Origin of the sequence: Natrinema halophilum (assembly GCF_013402815.2) — an archaeon.
In the GTDB taxonomy this organism is placed as follows: Archaea; Halobacteriota; Halobacteria; order Halobacteriales; family Natrialbaceae; genus Natrinema; species Natrinema halophilum.
The window spans coordinates 2,546,245-2,562,741 of the sequence record NZ_CP058601.1 but is presented as its reverse complement, the minus strand read 5'-3'; the positions used below and the strand labels follow the sequence as shown (position 1 = coordinate 2,562,741).

General features: G+C 60.2%; 10 protein-coding genes, 2 tRNA genes and 3 rRNA genes. 12 read left to right on the top strand and 3 right to left on the bottom strand.

Features of this window, described 5'->3' with window-relative positions; translation table 11 throughout:
• Positions 1 to 20: 20 nt before the first annotated feature.
• On the bottom strand, positions 21 to 536 hold the full coding sequence (locus tag HYG82_RS33215; RefSeq protein ID WP_179261318.1) for a PH domain-containing protein: 516 nt from the start codon (positions 534 to 536) through the stop codon (positions 21 to 23).
• Between the two features lie 165 nt (positions 537 to 701).
• On the opposite strand from HYG82_RS33215, the gene lipA reads away from it, so the two are divergent.
• The 5 genes from lipA (at position 702) to HYG82_RS33190 (ending at position 7,297) form a co-directional block, all read left to right on the top strand.
• Positions 702 to 1,685 carry a lipoyl synthase gene (gene lipA, locus HYG82_RS33210; protein ID WP_179261317.1) on the top strand — a complete coding sequence of 328 codons (984 nt, stop codon included), beginning with the start codon at positions 702 to 704 and terminating at the stop codon, positions 1,683 to 1,685.
• A gap of 267 nt (positions 1,686 to 1,952) precedes the next feature.
• Complete coding sequence (gene pdhA, locus HYG82_RS33205; RefSeq protein WP_179261316.1) at positions 1,953 to 3,062, top strand: pyruvate dehydrogenase (acetyl-transferring) E1 component subunit alpha; 1,110 nt, start codon at positions 1,953 to 1,955, stop codon at positions 3,060 to 3,062.
• Between the two features lie 2 nt (positions 3,063 to 3,064).
• Entirely contained in the window at positions 3,065 to 4,057 is a 993-nt protein-coding gene (locus tag HYG82_RS33200; protein ID WP_179261315.1) for an alpha-ketoacid dehydrogenase subunit beta, read from the top strand.
• A gap of 1 nt (position 4,058) precedes the next feature.
• Positions 4,059 to 5,723, top strand: a complete 1,665-nt coding sequence (locus HYG82_RS33195) for a 2-oxo acid dehydrogenase subunit E2 (protein WP_179261314.1) — start codon at positions 4,059 to 4,061, stop codon at positions 5,721 to 5,723.
• A 62-nt stretch (positions 5,724 to 5,785) separates the two neighbouring features.
• Complete coding sequence (locus HYG82_RS33190) at positions 5,786 to 7,297, top strand: dihydrolipoyl dehydrogenase (protein WP_179261313.1); 1,512 nt, start codon at positions 5,786 to 5,788, stop codon at positions 7,295 to 7,297.
• Positions 7,298 to 7,443: 146 nt separating this feature from the next.
• Here HYG82_RS33190 and HYG82_RS33185 read toward each other — a convergent pair whose 3' ends face one another.
• Both HYG82_RS33185 and HYG82_RS33180 read right to left on the bottom strand, forming a co-directional pair.
• Positions 7,444 to 7,740, bottom strand: coding sequence for a DUF7521 family protein (locus HYG82_RS33185; protein ID WP_179261312.1), 297 nt, complete (start codon positions 7,738 to 7,740; stop codon positions 7,444 to 7,446).
• Complete coding sequence (locus HYG82_RS33180; RefSeq protein ID WP_179261311.1) at positions 7,737 to 8,114, bottom strand: winged helix-turn-helix domain-containing protein; 378 nt, start codon at positions 8,112 to 8,114, stop codon at positions 7,737 to 7,739. The genes HYG82_RS33185 and HYG82_RS33180 overlap by 4 nt, the downstream gene beginning before the upstream one ends.
• A 909-nt stretch (positions 8,115 to 9,023) precedes the next feature.
• Between HYG82_RS33180 and HYG82_RS33175 the strand changes: the two genes are divergently transcribed.
• The 7 genes from HYG82_RS33175 (at position 9,024) to HYG82_RS33145 (ending at position 16,493) form a co-directional block, all read left to right on the top strand.
• Positions 9,024 to 10,497: ribosomal RNA gene (locus HYG82_RS33175) — 16S ribosomal RNA — on the top strand.
• A gap of 160 nt (positions 10,498 to 10,657) precedes the next feature.
• Positions 10,658 to 10,729, top strand: a tRNA-Ala gene (locus HYG82_RS33170).
• Between the two features lie 224 nt (positions 10,730 to 10,953).
• Positions 10,954 to 13,874: ribosomal RNA gene (locus HYG82_RS33165) — 23S ribosomal RNA — on the top strand.
• Positions 13,875 to 14,019: 145 nt separating this feature from the next.
• Positions 14,020 to 14,141 (top strand): 5S ribosomal RNA (rrf, locus tag HYG82_RS33160).
• The 16S, 23S and 5S rRNA genes sit together here with 2 tRNA genes alongside, the layout of an rRNA operon.
• 156 nt (positions 14,142 to 14,297) lie before the next feature.
• Positions 14,298 to 14,373, top strand: a tRNA-Cys gene (locus HYG82_RS33155).
• Positions 14,374 to 15,120: 747 nt separating this feature from the next.
• Entirely contained in the window at positions 15,121 to 15,873 is a 753-nt protein-coding gene (locus tag HYG82_RS33150) for a CPBP family intramembrane glutamic endopeptidase (protein WP_235217685.1), read from the top strand.
• A gap of 149 nt (positions 15,874 to 16,022) precedes the next feature.
• Positions 16,023 to 16,493 (top strand): hypothetical protein, encoded by a 471-nt coding sequence (locus HYG82_RS33145; RefSeq protein ID WP_235217684.1) that lies wholly within the window; start codon positions 16,023 to 16,025, stop codon positions 16,491 to 16,493.
• Positions 16,494 to 16,497 lie beyond the last annotated feature (4 nt).

The window sequence follows — 16,497 nt, the reverse complement described above, 5'->3', positions numbered from 1 at the left end:
ACGACCCGAACCGAAAACAGTTATATTGTCGACCTGTCCGTTGCGATGCTCTCGAGCTGGTCGCGTATCCGGCTGCTGGCCCGATCTGGCCGCGGCACGCGCTCGAGGGTCATCTCCGGGTCACCGGAACCGGCGGTAGAGACAGTCAGGTCGCCGTACCCCAATAGGCGACCGATCCCTGACTGGCGTAGGCTGGTGTTCTGGACTCGATCGAGACGGAACTGGGTAACGTTTCTCGAAACGACGCCGCGTTTCTTGTACAGTTCAGAGGAGGTGATGACGTAGCGGGTAGTCGTCCAGACGAGGTAGCGGGTGAGCGCGACGACCGCGCCGACGACTGCAATGAAAACGCCGAAGACCGTCAGGAGACCGATGCCGTCGGTCCCGCTCCAGCCGGCGATAAGAAATCCGGCAAGTGCGAGCGCGACTCCGACCGGTAGCCCAGCCCCCATCGTGATCGGATGCGGACGGCTTTCCCAGACGATGCTCTCGTCGTCGCTCGCGTGGAACCAGTCGCGCGTCGAGCCAAGGGGCATCGCCCCCGCCTATTCCGTACCCGTTCGTAAAGCTATCGGGGTAATGGACTGCTTACCGGCAGTGTTGGGGTGATTCAGGTGATTTGACGGTTCGTTCGACCGCGTCTCTGCGGAGATGATAGCAGGATTGCCACGGTTTTTCACTGTCCGACCTAATGAAGAACCATGAGCCGTGCGCAAAAGCCCGACTGGCTAAAGAGTCGACCTCCATCGGGCCGGGAATTCGCCGGCATTCGGGAGACGCTTCGCGAACACGATCTACACACCGTTTGCGAGGAAGCGAACTGTCCCAACCTGGGCGAATGCTGGTCAGGACGCACCGACCCCGCCGAAAACGATGGACCGGGAGACGGCGATAGTGGCGGGACGGCGACGTTCATGCTGATGGGCGATCGCTGTTCTCGAGCCTGCAACTTCTGTGACGTGAAAACGGGCGGGATGGAGCCGCTCGATCCCGACGAGCCCGAAAACGTCGCGAGCGCCGTCGCGGAAATCGGCCTCGACTACGTCGTCCTCACGAGCGTCGACCGCGACGATCTCCCCGATCAGGGTGCCGGCCACTTCGCCGAGACGATCCGCGAGATCAAGGCCCGCCACCCCGGTATCCTCGTCGAAGTTTTGATTCCCGACTTTCAGGGCGAGCAGCGCCTCGTTCGGAAGATAATCGACGCCGAACCCGACGTGATCGCCCACAACGTCGAAACGGTCGAGCGCCTGCAATATCCCGTCCGCGATCGCCGCGCGGGCTACGAACAGAGCCTCTCGGTCCTCGAGTGCGTCGAGCGCGAATCGGACATCTACACGAAGACCTCGATCATGCTCGGCCACGGCGAGTACGACCACGAGGTCTACCAGACGCTGACGGATGTACGCGAGCGCGGCGTCGAGATCGTCACGCTCGGACAGTATCTCCGGCCGTCGCGCGATCATCTCGAGGTTCGTCGCTACGATCACCCGGACAAGTACGAAACGTGGCGTCGCGTCGCCGAAGAGGAGTTAGGATTTCTATACTGTGCCAGCGGCCCGATGGTGCGTTCGTCGTACAAGGCCGGCGAACTGTTCGTCGATGCCGTTTTGCGCGAGGGAAAAAGCGTCGCGGACGCGAGAGCCGATGCGCGCCGGATACCGCCACGACAGTCCGAATCCTGAGCGGTACGTCGACTCATCTGCCCAGCCCGTCCCCGCCGATACGTCTGTCGAGTAACTCCGAGTTCGTCCAGTCTTCTCCCTGCCCCGGACATTAAATTCGACGAATGCTAAAAAATAACCACATCCGTCCACCTACGTCCACTACAGTCGCCCGTTGCACGGTGGTTCTGCGGATGCCTGGCAAGAATCTCATTGATAGTAAACTACTTGGGAAAATCCTTTACCCTGAGCGATAGTTCACTGGGGTATGTGCAGGTGGGTCTTCCCGTGAGCACGATACAGCGCGATCCCCGTGAACGAGTACAGGTCCTCGACGAAGCGGGCAGGGTCAGGGAGGGAGCCACCGTCCCGGACCTCTCCGAGGATCGGCTCGTCGAGATGTACGAGCAGATGCGACTCGTACGGCGCTTCGACGAACGCGCCGTCAGCCTTCAGCGCCAGGGACGGATGGGTACCTATCCGCCTCTGTCTGGCCAGGAGGGCGCACAGGTCGGCAGCGCCCACGCCCTGGACGCCGACGACTGGGTTTTCCCCAGCTATCGCGAACACGGCGTGGGACTGGTTCGCGGACTGTCCCTCGAGCGCACCTTGCTCTACTGGATGGGCCATGAACGCGGCAATTACGTGCCCGAAGACGTCAACATATTCTCGGTCGCCGTCCCGATCGCGACCCAGATCCCCCACGCAACGGGTGCGGCCTGGGCCTCGACACTACGCGACGAAGAGAAGGTCTTCGTCTGTTACTTCGGCGACGGCGCGACCTCGGAGGGCGACTTTCACGAGGGGCTCAACTTCGCTGGCGTCTTCGATACGCCGACCGTCTTCTTTTGCAACAACAACCAGTGGGCCATCTCCGTCCCGCGCGAGCGCCAGACGGCGAGCGATACCCTCGCCCAGAAGGCGAGCGCCTACGGCTTCGAGGGCGTACAGGTCGACGGAATGGACCCGCTCGCCGTCTACAAGGTCACCCGCGAAGCCGTCGAAAAGGCGAAAGACCCCGATGCGGACGAACTGCGGCCGACGCTGATCGAAGCGGTCCAGTACCGGTTCGGGGCTCATACGACGGCCGACGATCCCTCCGTCTATCGGTCCGACGAGGAGGTCGAACGCTGGAAACAAAAGGACCCGATCCCCCGACTCGAAACGTACCTGCGATCGAACGGCGTACTGGACGACGAGCGGGTCGACGCGATCGAATCCCGAATCGAGGACGCCGTCACCGACGCCATCGACGCGGCCGAGTCGGCCGAACGTCCCGACCCCGAGGAGATATTCGCACACGTCTACGAGGGGATGCCGCGGCGATTACGGGACCAACTCGAGTACTTCGAATCGATCCGCGAAGACCACGGCGACGACGCGCTTCTGGAGGGATAACTATGGCAGCACAATCACAGTCGGAGAACCTCACGCTAGTGCAGGCGGTACAGGACGGCCTCCAAACCGAGATGGAACGCGACGACGACGTCGTCGTCATGGGCGAAGACGTCGGGCAGAACGGCGGCGTTTTCCGCGCCACCGAGGGCCTGTACGACGAGTTCGGCGAGAACCGGGTGATCGACACCCCGCTTGCGGAGTCGGGAATCGTCGGGACGGCGATCGGGATGGCCGCCTACGGGATGCGGCCGGTCCCCGAGATCCAGTTCATGGGATTCATCTATCCCGCGTTCGATCAGATCGTTTCCCACGCCGCGCGATTGCGCACGCGCTCGAGGGGACGGTTCACCTGTCCGCTGGTCGTTCGAGCCCCATACGGCGGCGGCATCCGCGCGCCGGAACACCACTCCGAATCGACGGAGGCGATGTTCGTCCACCAGCCCGGCCTGAAGGTCGTCATCCCCTCGACCCCCTACGACACCAAGGGACTGCTAACGAGTGCCATTCGAAGCCCCGACCCGGTTATCTTCCTCGAGCCGAAGCTGATCTATCGGGCGTTCCGCGAGGAGGTGCCCGACGAATCCTACGAGGTGCCGATCGGCGAGGCAGCCGTCCGTCGCGAGGGCTCTGACATCTCGGTCTACACCTGGGGCGCGATGACCCGGCCGACCCTCGAGGCTGCCGAAAACCTCGCGGGCGAAATCGACGTCGAGGTGGTCGACTTGCGGACGGTGTCACCGCTGGACGAAGAGACGATCGTCGACTCCTTCAAGAAAACCGGTCGCGCCGCGGTCGTCCACGAAGCACCGAAGACGGGCGGTCTCGGCGCCGAAATCACCGCGACTCTGCAGGAGGAGGCCCTCCTGTACCAGGAAGCGCCGGTCGAACGCATCACGGGCTTCGACACGCCGTTTCCGTTGTACGCGCTCGAGGATTACTACCTGCCGGAAGCGGCTCGAATCGAGGACGGGATACGGGATGCGGTGGGGTTCTAACATGGTCAGGGAGTTCGAATTACCGGACGTCGGCGAGGGCGTTGCTGAGGGTGAACTGATCACGTGGCTAGTCGAGGAAGGCGATCCGGTCACGGAAGATCAGCCTGTCGCAGAGGTCGAGACCGACAAGGCGCTCGTGGAAGTACCCGCACCGGTCGACGGAACGGTTCGCGAGCTACACGTCGAAGCAGGCGAAGTCGTCCCCGTTGGAACGGTGATCATCTCGTTCGACGTTGCGGGCGAGACGGACGAAGCGGTCGACGCGGGGACCGATTCAGAGGGTGAGCGGACGGGTGAACCCGCGGACCGCGTCGAATCCGGCGAGTCGGGGGTCGAAGGCGACGCATCCGCTGGTAGTTCCGGTGCTACTGGGGCAGACACCGAGGCGGCTGCACCGCCTGACGATCGGATCTTCGCACCGCCGCGAGTGCGTCGCATGGCCCGCGAGCAGGGGATCGACCTCTCTCATGTGCCGGGCAGCGGACCCGGCGGTCGCATTACCGCGGCCGACGTGCGGGCGGCGAACGACGGCGAGTCGGGCGAGCAACGGGACCGATCCCGGCCACAGACGGGCGGACAGCCGGCCGACGAGACAGAATCTGGACTGGAAGACTCGAGCGGTGCACCCGAAGCCGCCGGCGAAGCTCCGAAACCGGGTACCGAGGCCGGGACGACAGCTTCGAGTTCCCGGAGGACCGAACCGCCGGCGCAGGTCGAGTCAGCGGACCGCGACGGGACGCTCGCCGCCCCCGCGACGCGGCGGATCGCCGACGAAGAGGGCGTCGATATCGACGCCGTTCCCGCAGTCGAAAAGCGGGACGGGGGCGCGTTCGTCACGCCGGAAGCAGTTCGAGAGTACGCCGAGGCGCAGCGACAGGCTCAAGAGGCGGACAGGGAGGCCCTCGAGGCCGGCGAGCAGGTCGGGGCGAAAGGGACCGAATTCGCCGAGGGCGAGCGCGAACGCCGCGAACCGTTCCGCGGGGTGCGAAAGACTATCGCCGATGCGATGGTCGAGTCGAAGTACAGCGCACCCCACGTCACTCATCACGACGAGGTCGACGTGACCGAACTCGTCGCCGCTCGCGAGGAACTCGAGTCCCACGCTGAGGACCGCGGAATCCGGCTGACCTACATGCCGTTTATCATGAAAGCCGTCGTGGCAGCGCTGAAAGAATACCCCGAGATGAACGCGGTCATCGACGAGGAAGCCGAGGAAATCGTCTACCGCGATTACTACAACATCGGGGTCGCGACCGCGACCGACGTCGGACTGATGGTTCCTGTCGTCGAAGACGCCGACCACAAGGGGCTGCTACAGCTCTCCTCGGAGATGAACGAGGTCGTCCAGAAGGCCCGCGACCGCACGATCAGCCCCGGCGAACTGCGCGGTTCGACGTTTACGATCACCAACGTCGGCGGCATCGGCGGCGAGTACGCCACGCCGATCATCAACTACCCCGAAGCGGGAATCCTCGCGATCGGTGAGATCAAGCGCAAGCCGCGCGTGGTGACCGACGGGAACGGCGCCGAATCGATCGAGCCCCGCTCGGTGATGACGCTGTCGCTGTCGTTCGACCACAGACTTATCGATGGAGCCGTTGGTGCTCGATTTATGAACACCGTTATGGAGTATCTGGAGAACCCGAGTCTCCTCTTGCTCGACTGATCGACGATGGTGCTATCGAACATGATCACACTATTTGCACGCACGATGGAGGACAATAACTGATGGTCGTCGGAGACGTCACCACCGGAACGGAGGTGCTCGTCGTCGGTGCGGGCCCCGCAGGCTACGTGGCCGCGATCCGCGCCGGCCAACTCGACCTGGACGTTACGCTCGTCGAGAAAGACGCCTACGGTGGGACCTGCCTCAACTACGGCTGCATTCCGTCGAAGGCGTTGATTACTGCCACGAACGTCGCTCACGAAGCTGCCACCGCCGAGGAAATGGGTATCCACGCCGATCCCGCGATCGATCTCGCCGGGATGATGGACTGGAAAGACGGCGTCGTCGACCAGCTTACCGGCGGCGTCGAGAAACTCTGTAAAGCGAACGGGGTCTCCCTGTTAGAAGGAACCGCCCGCTTTGCAGACGAGAACACCGTCCGCATCTCGCACAGTGGCGACGGGCAGGGTTCGGAGAGCCTCGAGTTCGAACACGCGATCGTCGCAACCGGCTCTCGTCCCCTCGAGATCCCGAACTTCGAGTTCGACGACGAGCCCGTACTCGACTCGAGGCAAGCGCTGGCCCTCGAGTCCGTCCCCGACTCGCTGGTCGTCGTCGGCGCCGGCTACATCGGGATGGAACTCGCGAGCGTCTTCGCCAAACTGGGGACGGAAGTGACCGTCATCGAGATGCTCGACTCGATCCTTCCCGGATACGACGACGACCTCAAACGGCCCGTAAAGCAGCGAGCGACCGAACTCGGGATCGACTTCGAGTTCGGCTACACCGCATCGAACTGGCACGACCGCGACGGGGGCGGAATCCGCGTCGTCGCCGACCCGGCCGAGCAGGCCGCCGCAGACGGAGGGAGCGAGGCGCGCCGCGCCACGCAGTCGACGGATGAAACCGCAGACGGTACGAAAACGGCTCCGGACGAACGCCTCGAGTTCGACGTCGAGAACGTGCTCGTCGCCGTCGGGCGGGAACCGGTTTCGGATACGCTCGAGTTGTCGGCGGCGGGGGTCGAGACCGATGATGGAGGCTTTATCGTAACCGATACGCGCGCGCGTACGAACAGCGATCACATCTTCGCCGTGGGAGACGTCGCCTGTGAACCGATGCTCGCACACAAAGGCAGTATGGAGGGGAAAATCGCTGCGGAGGTGATCGCCGGCGAGCCCGCGGCGATCGACTATCAGGCGATGCCGGCCGTCGTCTTTACCGATCCCGAGATCGCCACCGTCGGTATGACCGAGTCCGAGGCACAGGAGGCGGGCTTCGATACCACCACCGGTCAGTTCCCGTTTCGAGCCAGTGGACGGGCCCTGACGACCGGACGTACCGATGGCTTCGTCAAGGTCGTCGCGGACGATGGAGACGGGTTCCTCCTCGGTGCGTCGATCGTCGGCTCCGAAGCGTCCGAACTGGTGGCCGAACTCGGGCTCGCAATCGAATTGGGCGCGACGCTCGAGGACGTCGCCACGACGGTCCACGCCCATCCGACGCTCTCCGAGTCGGTGATGGAAGCTACCGAAAACGCACTCGGCCATGCGATTCACACGCTGAATCGGTGACGCTGTCAGCGTGCGTCGTCCCGTGTTCGGTCGCGATTCGGTCGTCATTCCGTCCACGCGGCTCGAATACGGTTCGTTGCCGGTGGATCGTTCGAGTCTCACCTGCCAGTCCTCGATGCCCCACGGCAACTCCCCGCCAGCGATCGTTATTGTACGTACATCGAGTACGCGATCACCAGAAAGCCGACGAGTACCAGGCAACTTTCGAGCAGGATTCCCGTCGCGAGTTCGACACCGAGTACCTCGTATAACATTCCGGCAAGTACCAGACCGAGCGTCACGAGGCCGAACCCGCCCGCGAGATAGCCGAGCGCTCGCTGCCGGGTCCGGCGGTACGCTTTGAACGCGAAATACGTGATGACGCCCCCGACCACGAGAACGAGCGTCTTGACGATGGCCAGTGCGAGCATCGTCTCGGTCGGCCCCGTTGGGAACGGATTCATGTTTCCTTTCGCACCTCCGACCACAGTTCCGCGAGTCGTTCGTCTGCCGTCCGGGCCGGTCGCTCGATCTGCACCGACAGCGATCGATCCTCGTCCAGGCCGAGCGTGATTTCGTCGAATGCGACCAAATACTTGCTCGCGTGGTGTCCGTCCTGTCGAATCTCCGTTGTCTCCTCGAGCAGCGTGGACTCGGTCAACAATTCGAGTTTCCGGTACAACGTCGATTGTGGGATCTCACATTGTTTCGTTAGCTCAGACGCCGTCATAGGTTCCTCGAGCTTCCGAATTATTTCGCGGCAATCGGGATCGTCCAGCGCGGAGCAGATTTCCTCCGCGGATGGCGACGTCTCCGAAGCGAACGGGTCCCGGACCATTCGTGTCTCTCTTACAACGCACGTGGTTTATCGGCATCGATGCGTCTCCTCCCGGTCGCCGACCCTACACGACACCTTCTTGCGCGTGTGTGCTCGAGTTCGACCACGCGGGTATCATCCGGCCCGACCGTACCTTCGAGGGTGGGATGACCGGCCGACCTCCGCCCGCGTAACATCCTCCGAGCGACCGACGTGAACCCCTCGAGCGACGGGAATCTTTATTAGTATCATCTCGACGATTGTCTCGTGGAAAACCGTCCCATGGTATCGGATTTCGATGCGGCTCCGGTCCGACGGCCTTATATATTAACCCCGTCTTCGAAACTAATGCGAACGACGTGGCGCACGCCGCCACGTTCCCTCCGGCCGAAACCCGGCGCGGAGGTAGGTTCATATCCCTCCCTCGGTCCGGCCGTCGGTTCGATCCGACGGCCTTATCCGTACACGGGCGTTCTGGAAAAGACGTGCTCGCGGCCGGCGACTATGGTCGCGGTGATCCGACGCCCTTATACGTAACCGGGTATTCAGTTTGGATCGCACACGCCCTCGCCGGATGCGGTTTTCGGCGTGGGATCGATCCGACGCCCTTATATGTACGAGGGCAGTTGGATATGAACGCAACAAACGCGTGATCGACGGGCCGTTCAATCCGGTCCGTCATCTCGGACGCCGCGAGTTCGAAGGGGTTATGTATCCCTGACGGCTTACGAATACGTCCGAAGGAAATGAGGATCCTACCCCTGCGGTCCGCCGTACAGATGGGATCTGATGTTAGCCTTGGTAGTTCGGTGACGCCCGACCGGTCGTCGCGACCGGCTGTCGTCAGCGAACGTGGACCATTTATGTGTGAGTGTGTACCAACATTCACCGCCAATCTCCCCGGCTTTGCCGGGGAAACTTATAGCATTCATTCCGGTTGATCCTGCCGGAGGTCATTGCTATTGGAGTCCGATTTAGCCATGCTAGTTGCACGAGTTCAGACTCGTAGCAGATAGCTCAGTAACACGTGGCCAAACTACCCTATGGATCCGGACAACCTCGGGAAACTGAGGCTAATCCGGAATACAGTTCGCAGCCTGGAGTGGCGCGAACTGGAAACGTTGCGGCGCCATAGGATGTGGCTGCGGCCGATTAGGTAGACGGTGGGGTAACGGCCCACCGTGCCAATAATCGGTACGGGTTGTGAGAGCAAGAGCCCGGAGACGGAATCTGAGACAAGATTCCGGGCCCTACGGGGCGCAGCAGGCGCGAAACCTTTACACTGCACGAGAGTGCGATAAGGGGACTCCAAGTGCGAGGGCATATAGTCCTCGCTTTTCACCACCGTAAGGAGGTGGTAGAATAAGTGCTGGGCAAGACCGGTGCCAGCCGCCGCGGTAATACCGGCAGCACAAGTGATGACCGCTATTATTGGGCCTAAAGCGTCCGTAGCTGGCCTCGCAAGTCCATCGGGAAATCCGCGTGCTTAACGCGCGGGCGTCCGGTGGAAACTGTGGGGCTTGGGACCGGAAGATCCAGAGGGTACGTCCGGGGTAGGAGTGAAATCCCGTAATCCTGGACGGACCACCGGTGGCGAAAGCGCTCTGGAAGGACGGATCCGACGGTGAGGGACGAAAGCTTGGGTCACGAACCGGATTAGATACCCGGGTAGTCCAAGCTGTAAACGATGTCTGCTAGGTGTGACACAGGCTACGAGCCTGTGTTGTGCCGTAGGGAAGCCGTGAAGCAGACCGCCTGGGAAGTACGTCCGCAAGGATGAAACTTAAAGGAATTGGCGGGGGAGCACTACAACCGGAGGAGCCTGCGGTTTAATTGGACTCATCGCCGGACATCTCACCAGCATCGACAATGTGCAGTGAAGGTCAGTGTGATGAGCTTACTGGAGCCATTGAGAGGAGGTGCATGGCCGCCGTCAGCTCGTACCGTGAGGCGTCCTGTTAAGTCAGGCAACGAGCGAGACCCGCACTCCTAATTGCCAGCAACACCCTTGTGGTGGTTGGGTACATTAGGAGGACTGCCAGTGCCAAACTGGAGGAAGGAACGGGCAACGGTAGGTCAGTATGCCCCGAATGTGCTGGGCGACACGCGGGCTACAATGGCCAAGACAGTGGGATGCCACCCCGAAAGGGGGCGCTAATCTCCGAAACTTGGTCGTAGTTCGGATTGAGGGCTGAAACTCGCCCTCATGAAGCTGGATTCGGTAGTAATCGCCGTTCAGAAGACGGCGGTGAATACGTCCCTGCTCCTTGCACACACCGCCCGTCAAAGCACCCGAGTGGGGTCCGGATGAGGCCGACGCAACGTCGGTCGAATCTGGGCTCCGCAAGGGGGCTTAAGTCGTAACAAGGTAGCCGTAGGGGAATCTGCGGCTGGATCACCTCCACAGACCGAGACCAGGCCGTCGCGCCTGGCTCACTGCGGATCGCGGTTTTCGAACCGCACCCCACGTTCGATCGAGACAGTCACTCGACTGGCCGATCGGGCACCCTAGAACTACCGAGGCTAACACCCAACTCCCTGCCCGCCTCTCCTGAGGCGGGCGTGGGCCCATAGCTCAGTGGTAGAGTGCCTCCTTTGCAAGGAGGATGCCCAGGGTTCGAATCCCTGTGGGTCCATGTCTCGGAGGAAATCTCGGATCGTGTCCCTTAAGTGGGGGACGGCCCGACGATTGAATCCGAACGAACCGATGCACCACCCCGCGCAAGTGCGGGTGGGAAGGGTTAATGCAGGCCAGCTGTCTACTGGCGTGCAGATGAGACCGTGTGTACGTGTAGTCCAGGCGTCCACTGGACCCGTTCCCGGGTCACGATGTTGCGACTTTGTCGCAACGCCGATCCGATGAACGTGGCTACTGTGCCAGCTGGTGGATCGCTCGGCTTGAGAGCTGAAGAAGGACGTGCCAAGCTGCGATAAGCCTATGGGAGCCGCACGGAGGCAAAGAACATAGGATCTCCGAATGGGAATCCCCACCGCAATTGCTTCGCGCAATGGGGAACGTCGGGAATTGAAACATCTTAGTACCGACAGGAAAAGAAAGCAAACGCGATGTCGTTAGTAATGGCGAATGAACGCGACGCAGTCCAAACCGAAGCCTTCACGGGCAATGTGGTGTTCGGACTGACGATCACTTCCTGAAACGCGACACGAAGTCTCCTGGAACGGAGCACGAAACAGGGTGACAGTCCCGTACTGTCGTCGAGTAGAGAACGAGTCAGCTCCAGAGTATCGGGGGTTGGATATCCCTCGTGAATATCGCGGGCATCGACCGCGAAGACTAAACACTCCTCAAGACCGATAGCGAACAAGTAGCGTGAGCGAACGCTGAAAAGCACCCCACGAAGGGAGGTGCAATAGGGCGTGAAATCAGTTGGCGATGGAGCGACAGGGCATAGAAGGTCCCGGACAAAACGACCGTAGCGCGAGCTACCAGTAGGAAGTTTGGGAAGCCGGTGTTCTGTCGTACGTTTTGAAAAACGAACCAGGGAGTGTGCCTGTTTGACGAGTCTAACCCGATTATCGGGGAAGGCGTAGGGAAACCGATATGGTCGCAGTGCTTTGCACCAGGACCACCGTGTTCAAGCGCGGGGAGTCAAACGGGCACGACCCGAAACCGGACGATCTACGCACGGACAAGGTGAAGCGTGCCGAAAGGCACGTGGAGGCCTGTTAGAGTTGGTGTCCTACAATACCCTCTCGTGATCTGTGTGTAGGGGTGAAAGGCCCATCGAGTCCGGAAACAGCTGGTTCCAACCGAAACATGTCGAAGCATGACCTCTGCCGAGATAGTTCGTGGGGTAGAGCAACGGATTGGGGGACCGCACTCCGAGAGGAGTGTGCCCCCCTGTCCAACTCCGAACCTACGAACGTCGTTTGACGCAGGGAGTCCGGTGCGCGGGGTAAGCCTGTGTACCGTGAGGGAGACAACCCAGAGCTGGGTTAAGGTCCCCAAGTGTGGATTAAGTGCGATCGAAGGTGGTCTCAAGCCCTAGACAGCCGGGAGGTGAGCTTAGAAGCAGCTACCCTCTAAGAAAAGCGTAACAGCTTACCGGCCGAGGTTTGAGGCGCCCAAAATGATCGGGGCTCAAATCCACCACCGAGACCTAGCAGTGCGGATCAGACCGCAATCTTGTAGGTTGGCGTTCTGTTCGGGCGGAAGCACGGTCGAGAGATCGTGTGGACCGTTCAGTAACGAAAATCCTGGTCATAGTAGCAGCGTTAGTCGGGTTAGAACCCCGACGGCCGAACGAGTAAGGGTTCCTCAGCAATGCTGATCAGCTGAGGGTTAGCCGGTCCTAAGTCAGCCCGTAAGTCGAAGCTGACAACAGGGAAATAGGTTAATATTCCTATGCCAGTGTGCACTCAAAGCCGACGCTTTGGGGCCGCCTGAGCCGGGTTTTCGCCCGGTCGAATCGTCGAAGAGCGTGGAAGCCGTAATGGCACGAAGCGTTCGAATGACGAGATAGCGCAAGTCAGGTCAACCTAGAGCCCGTGAAAAGGCGAGCACACTGTCCGTACCGAGATCCGACACAGGTACTCGTGGCGGCGAAAGCCAAGGTCTGTCGGGAGCAACCGACGTTAGGGAATTCGGCAAGTTAGTCCCGTACGTTCGCAATAAGGGATGCCTGCCTCGGAAAGAGGCAGGTCGCAGTGACTCGGGCGCTCCGACTGTCTAGTAACAACATAGGTGACCGCAAATCCGCAAGGACTCGTACGGTCACTGAATCCTGCCCAGTGCAGGTATCTGAACACCCCGTACAAGGGGACGAAGGACCTGTTAACGGCGGGGGTAACTATGACCCTCTTAAGGTAGCGTAGTACCTTGCCGCTTCAGTAGCGGCTTGCATGAATGGATCAACGAGAGCGCCACTGTCCCAACGTTGGGCCCGGTGAACTGTACGTTCCAGTGCGGAGTCTGGAGACCCCCAAGGGGAAGCGAAGACCCTATAGAGCTTTACTGCAGGCTGTCACTGAGACGTGGTCGCCATTGTGCAGCATAGGTAGGAGGCGTTACACAGGTACCCGCGCTAGCGGGCCACCGAGCCAGCATTGAAATACTACCCGATGGTGACTGCGACTCTCACTCCTGGCGGAGGACACTGGTAGCCGGGCAGTTTGACTGGGGCGGTACGCGCCTGAAAAGATATCGGGCGCGCCCCAAGATTTCCTCACCCGTGTCGGAGACGCGGGGAAGAGCGCAAGAGCAAAAGGAAGTCTGACAGTGTCCGGCACAACGACGGACGCTGACGCGAAAGCGTGGTCTAGCGAACCAATTAGGCTGCTTGATGCGGCCAATTGCTGACAGAAAAGCTACCTTAGGGATAACAGAGTCGTCACCCGCAAGAGCACATATCGACCGGGTGGCTTGCTACCTCGATGTCGGTTCCCTCCATCCTGCCCGTGCAGAAGCGGGCAAGGGTGAGGTTGTTCGCCTATTAAAGGAGGTCGTGAGCTGGGTTTAGACCGTCGTGAGACAGGTCGGCTGCTATCTATTGGGGGTGTAACGGTATCTGACGGGAACGTTCGTATAGTACGAGAGGAACTACGAATGGGTGCCACTCGTGTACCGGCTGTCCGAGAGGGCACGTGCCGGGCAGCGACGCACCACGGGGTAAGAGCTGAACGCATCTAAGCTCGAAACCCACCTGAAAAAGAGATACCATTGAGATCACTCGTAGAAGACGAGGTCGATAGACTCGGGGTGTACGCGCCAAGGCAACGAGGCGTTGAGCCCGCGAGCACTAACTGATCGAGCCACACACTCATAACTACATAACGCATTGGATCCGTGACGCGAGAACGGGTCCGGACGCAAACTGGACTACACGTACACAACGGTCAGACGCCATAGGCAACGACGCCACGACCGATACTGGTATTACGACGGTTCGAATCCGTTGATCGGCATTACGGCGGCCACAGCGGCGAGGTACCTCCCGTACCCATCCCGAACACGGAAGATAAGCTCGCCTGCGTTACGGTCAGTACTGGAGTGGGCGACCCTCTGGGAACCCCGTTTCGCCGCCGACCATTCATACTCCACCCATTACCCCCACGGAGCGACTGCATCGGGCAGTCGCCGTGGGGGTTTTCTCTATTGCAGTCCGGCGGGCGGAGACGGCAATGCACGTCCTGATTACGTCGTACCGCTATGCTTAAACGAACGCAGAAACAAGCATCCAGTGCGCCAAGGTGGCAGAGTCCGGCCGAACGCAGCGGCCTGCAGAGCCGCCCATCGCCGGTTCAAATCCGGCCCTTGGCTCTACAGCGTTTCTCGCGGCAGATTTCAGGGCTTGAGTAGCGGTTGTAGATCATCGACTGAAGGCCGTCGAAGTACAACAGACCGTCACCGTGACCAGAAAATCGCAAGATGACGAAGGGACAGTCCAATCAATCGCAGCGGTGCCGAAGCCTTCTGCCGTAGAACTGAATGAGAAGGAGCAACTCGACTACCAGAACCATCTCCGCGATCTCGTCCAGTGGAGTGACAACGTCGCTTCAAGACCGAAAATCGACTAGCATCGAACGGCTCGCGTGCTTCCACTGCGGTCAACAACCCATCCTCAATAGCGATCGCTATCATCCGCGTCACAATTCGGTTCACAGAGAACCGGACAGGGGCAGTCTCAAGCGCATCCTTCAACCCGGTGATCCCGTCATCGATCACGATTCCGAGGACGAAGATCGCCGGCAAACGAATCTGCGCCGGCTCATTCTCGCTTCCAACTGGACACTGGAGGATACATCGAGTCCGGCGGTCTCGCCCAGGCCCACGCCGGCGAGCGAGCACTGAATCCTGCCGAGACGAAGCGTCTCGAGGAACTCGGGGACGGGACGACGATTCACGTTGATAGGATCGAGGCCAGTTCGTCCCGCGAAGGCTGCGAGGCTATGCGAGGGCTGAAAGACGAGGTGTTGTCTGGGTTGTGGTGGCCTTGTTGTAATAATTAAGAAGTGAAACGGTCTCACTTGGCGCGTTGAAGAGACAGCACGAATCGGTCACAAGTTGGTGGTGCAGACGCACTCATTCAGAGCGCTTAGAACAGATATGGTTAATTTTAATAATATAAAACCACGGGATAAATATGTGGGAAGAGAGATATCCAGCCCAGTGTCCGCTATCGCCCGCCTTCCTCCACTTACTCTCGTGAATATGGCGCTCGCCCTTCTCGGATTACCCATATTCATCATCATCTTGAATATGACCAATACTGATGTTTCTCCGATCACTGCTACCGTTGTCTACTGGGCACTGGCACTCATCGTTCTCGGGATTGCGGTGAGGGGTGAGGGCCTATCACTAGCCGACCTTGGCTTCCGGCAACCTGCCCTCGTCGATCTCGGATACATTCTCGTCACGTCCATCGCTATTCTGCTCATATACATTGGGACGGGACCACTCATCGAGTCCGTCGGACTCCCGGTGAGTGAGGGGGCTGGCGCGATGGGTGCAGGAGCTGGAATCGGCGTAGCGCTCGCTCGTTCGGTAACAACCGGGATCGTTGAGGAAATTTTGTACCGAGGATATCCTATCGAACGACTGCTTGCGTACACTGAAAGCCCACTCGTTGCCGGTGGAGTCACGTGGGTGGTGTTCACGGCGGCACACGCTATGAATTGGCCAATTGGGACCCTTATTCAAACCGCTCTCGTTGCTGCCGTTCTGACTGTTGTCTATCTCCGTCGAAGGACGCTTGTGCCCGTTGTCGGTGCACACGTTCTCGTGTGGGTTTTTGCGACCCTTGGCCAATTCTATGGGTAATTGACGACCTGACTTCCCTCTGCATTCGTGGCCAATCTCCCAGCGTTTCCACCTTAACGGGGTACGCCTACAGAACTCCGTCTTTTGAAGCCTCTGTATTCAGCACCCGTGTTCTGTCAGCCGTTGAGGGTTTCAACTGAGTCGTTGTAATGAATCTCACACTGATCCATACCGACGAGTTTCCGACCGAGCTCCGAGTGTTCACGGTCGGAAACAGCAGTACCAATCGTGATAATGCGGATCTAATCATCCCCGGCGAGGATCTGACCACCGTCGAGGACTCGGCAATCGAGATCACCCGACGGATCCAGGAGTGGAAAGACAAGGCGTCGGTCGCGATCAAAGACACGGCAGTCGGGACGTCGGAGAGTTACGTCGGGGAAATCACGTCCGGTGACCGGATCGAATTCTGGGTGCCTTACGCCTCGAGGATAGAGATGGTTCCAGCGTCGACGATGGACCGGATATCCACACCGGACGCCGCTGGACTGGGTGGGCGCACTCACCCGCCCGTTCGAGTCACGGTAGCGGACGCGTCACGATATCGTTCGATGCGACCGACTTTGTATTCGAGACGCTGTCGAATCGGATCGCAACAGACGCGTTCGAGAATACACTGATCTC

Excerpts from the sequence above, each read along its gene's own strand:
- HYG82_RS33145 (WP_235217684.1), top strand. The coding sequence starts at position 16,023 with ATGAATCTCACACTGATCCATACCGACGAGTTTCCGACCGAGCTCCGA.
- HYG82_RS33185 (WP_179261312.1), bottom strand. The coding sequence starts at position 7,740 with ATGAATCCGTTCCCAACGGGGCCGACCGAGACGATGCTCGCACTGGCC.
- HYG82_RS33180 (WP_179261311.1), bottom strand. The coding sequence starts at position 8,114 with ATGGTCCGGGACCCGTTCGCTTCGGAGACGTCGCCATCCGCGGAGGAA.
- HYG82_RS33200 (WP_179261315.1), top strand. The coding sequence starts at position 3,065 with ATGGCAGCACAATCACAGTCGGAGAACCTCACGCTAGTGCAGGCGGTA.
- HYG82_RS33215 (WP_179261318.1), bottom strand. The coding sequence starts at position 536 with ATGCCCCTTGGCTCGACGCGCGACTGGTTCCACGCGAGCGACGACGAG.
- HYG82_RS33195 (WP_179261314.1), top strand. The coding sequence starts at position 4,059 with ATGGTCAGGGAGTTCGAATTACCGGACGTCGGCGAGGGCGTTGCTGAG.
- HYG82_RS33190 (WP_179261313.1), top strand. The coding sequence starts at position 5,786 with ATGGTCGTCGGAGACGTCACCACCGGAACGGAGGTGCTCGTCGTCGGT.
- lipA (WP_179261317.1), top strand. The coding sequence starts at position 702 with ATGAGCCGTGCGCAAAAGCCCGACTGGCTAAAGAGTCGACCTCCATCG.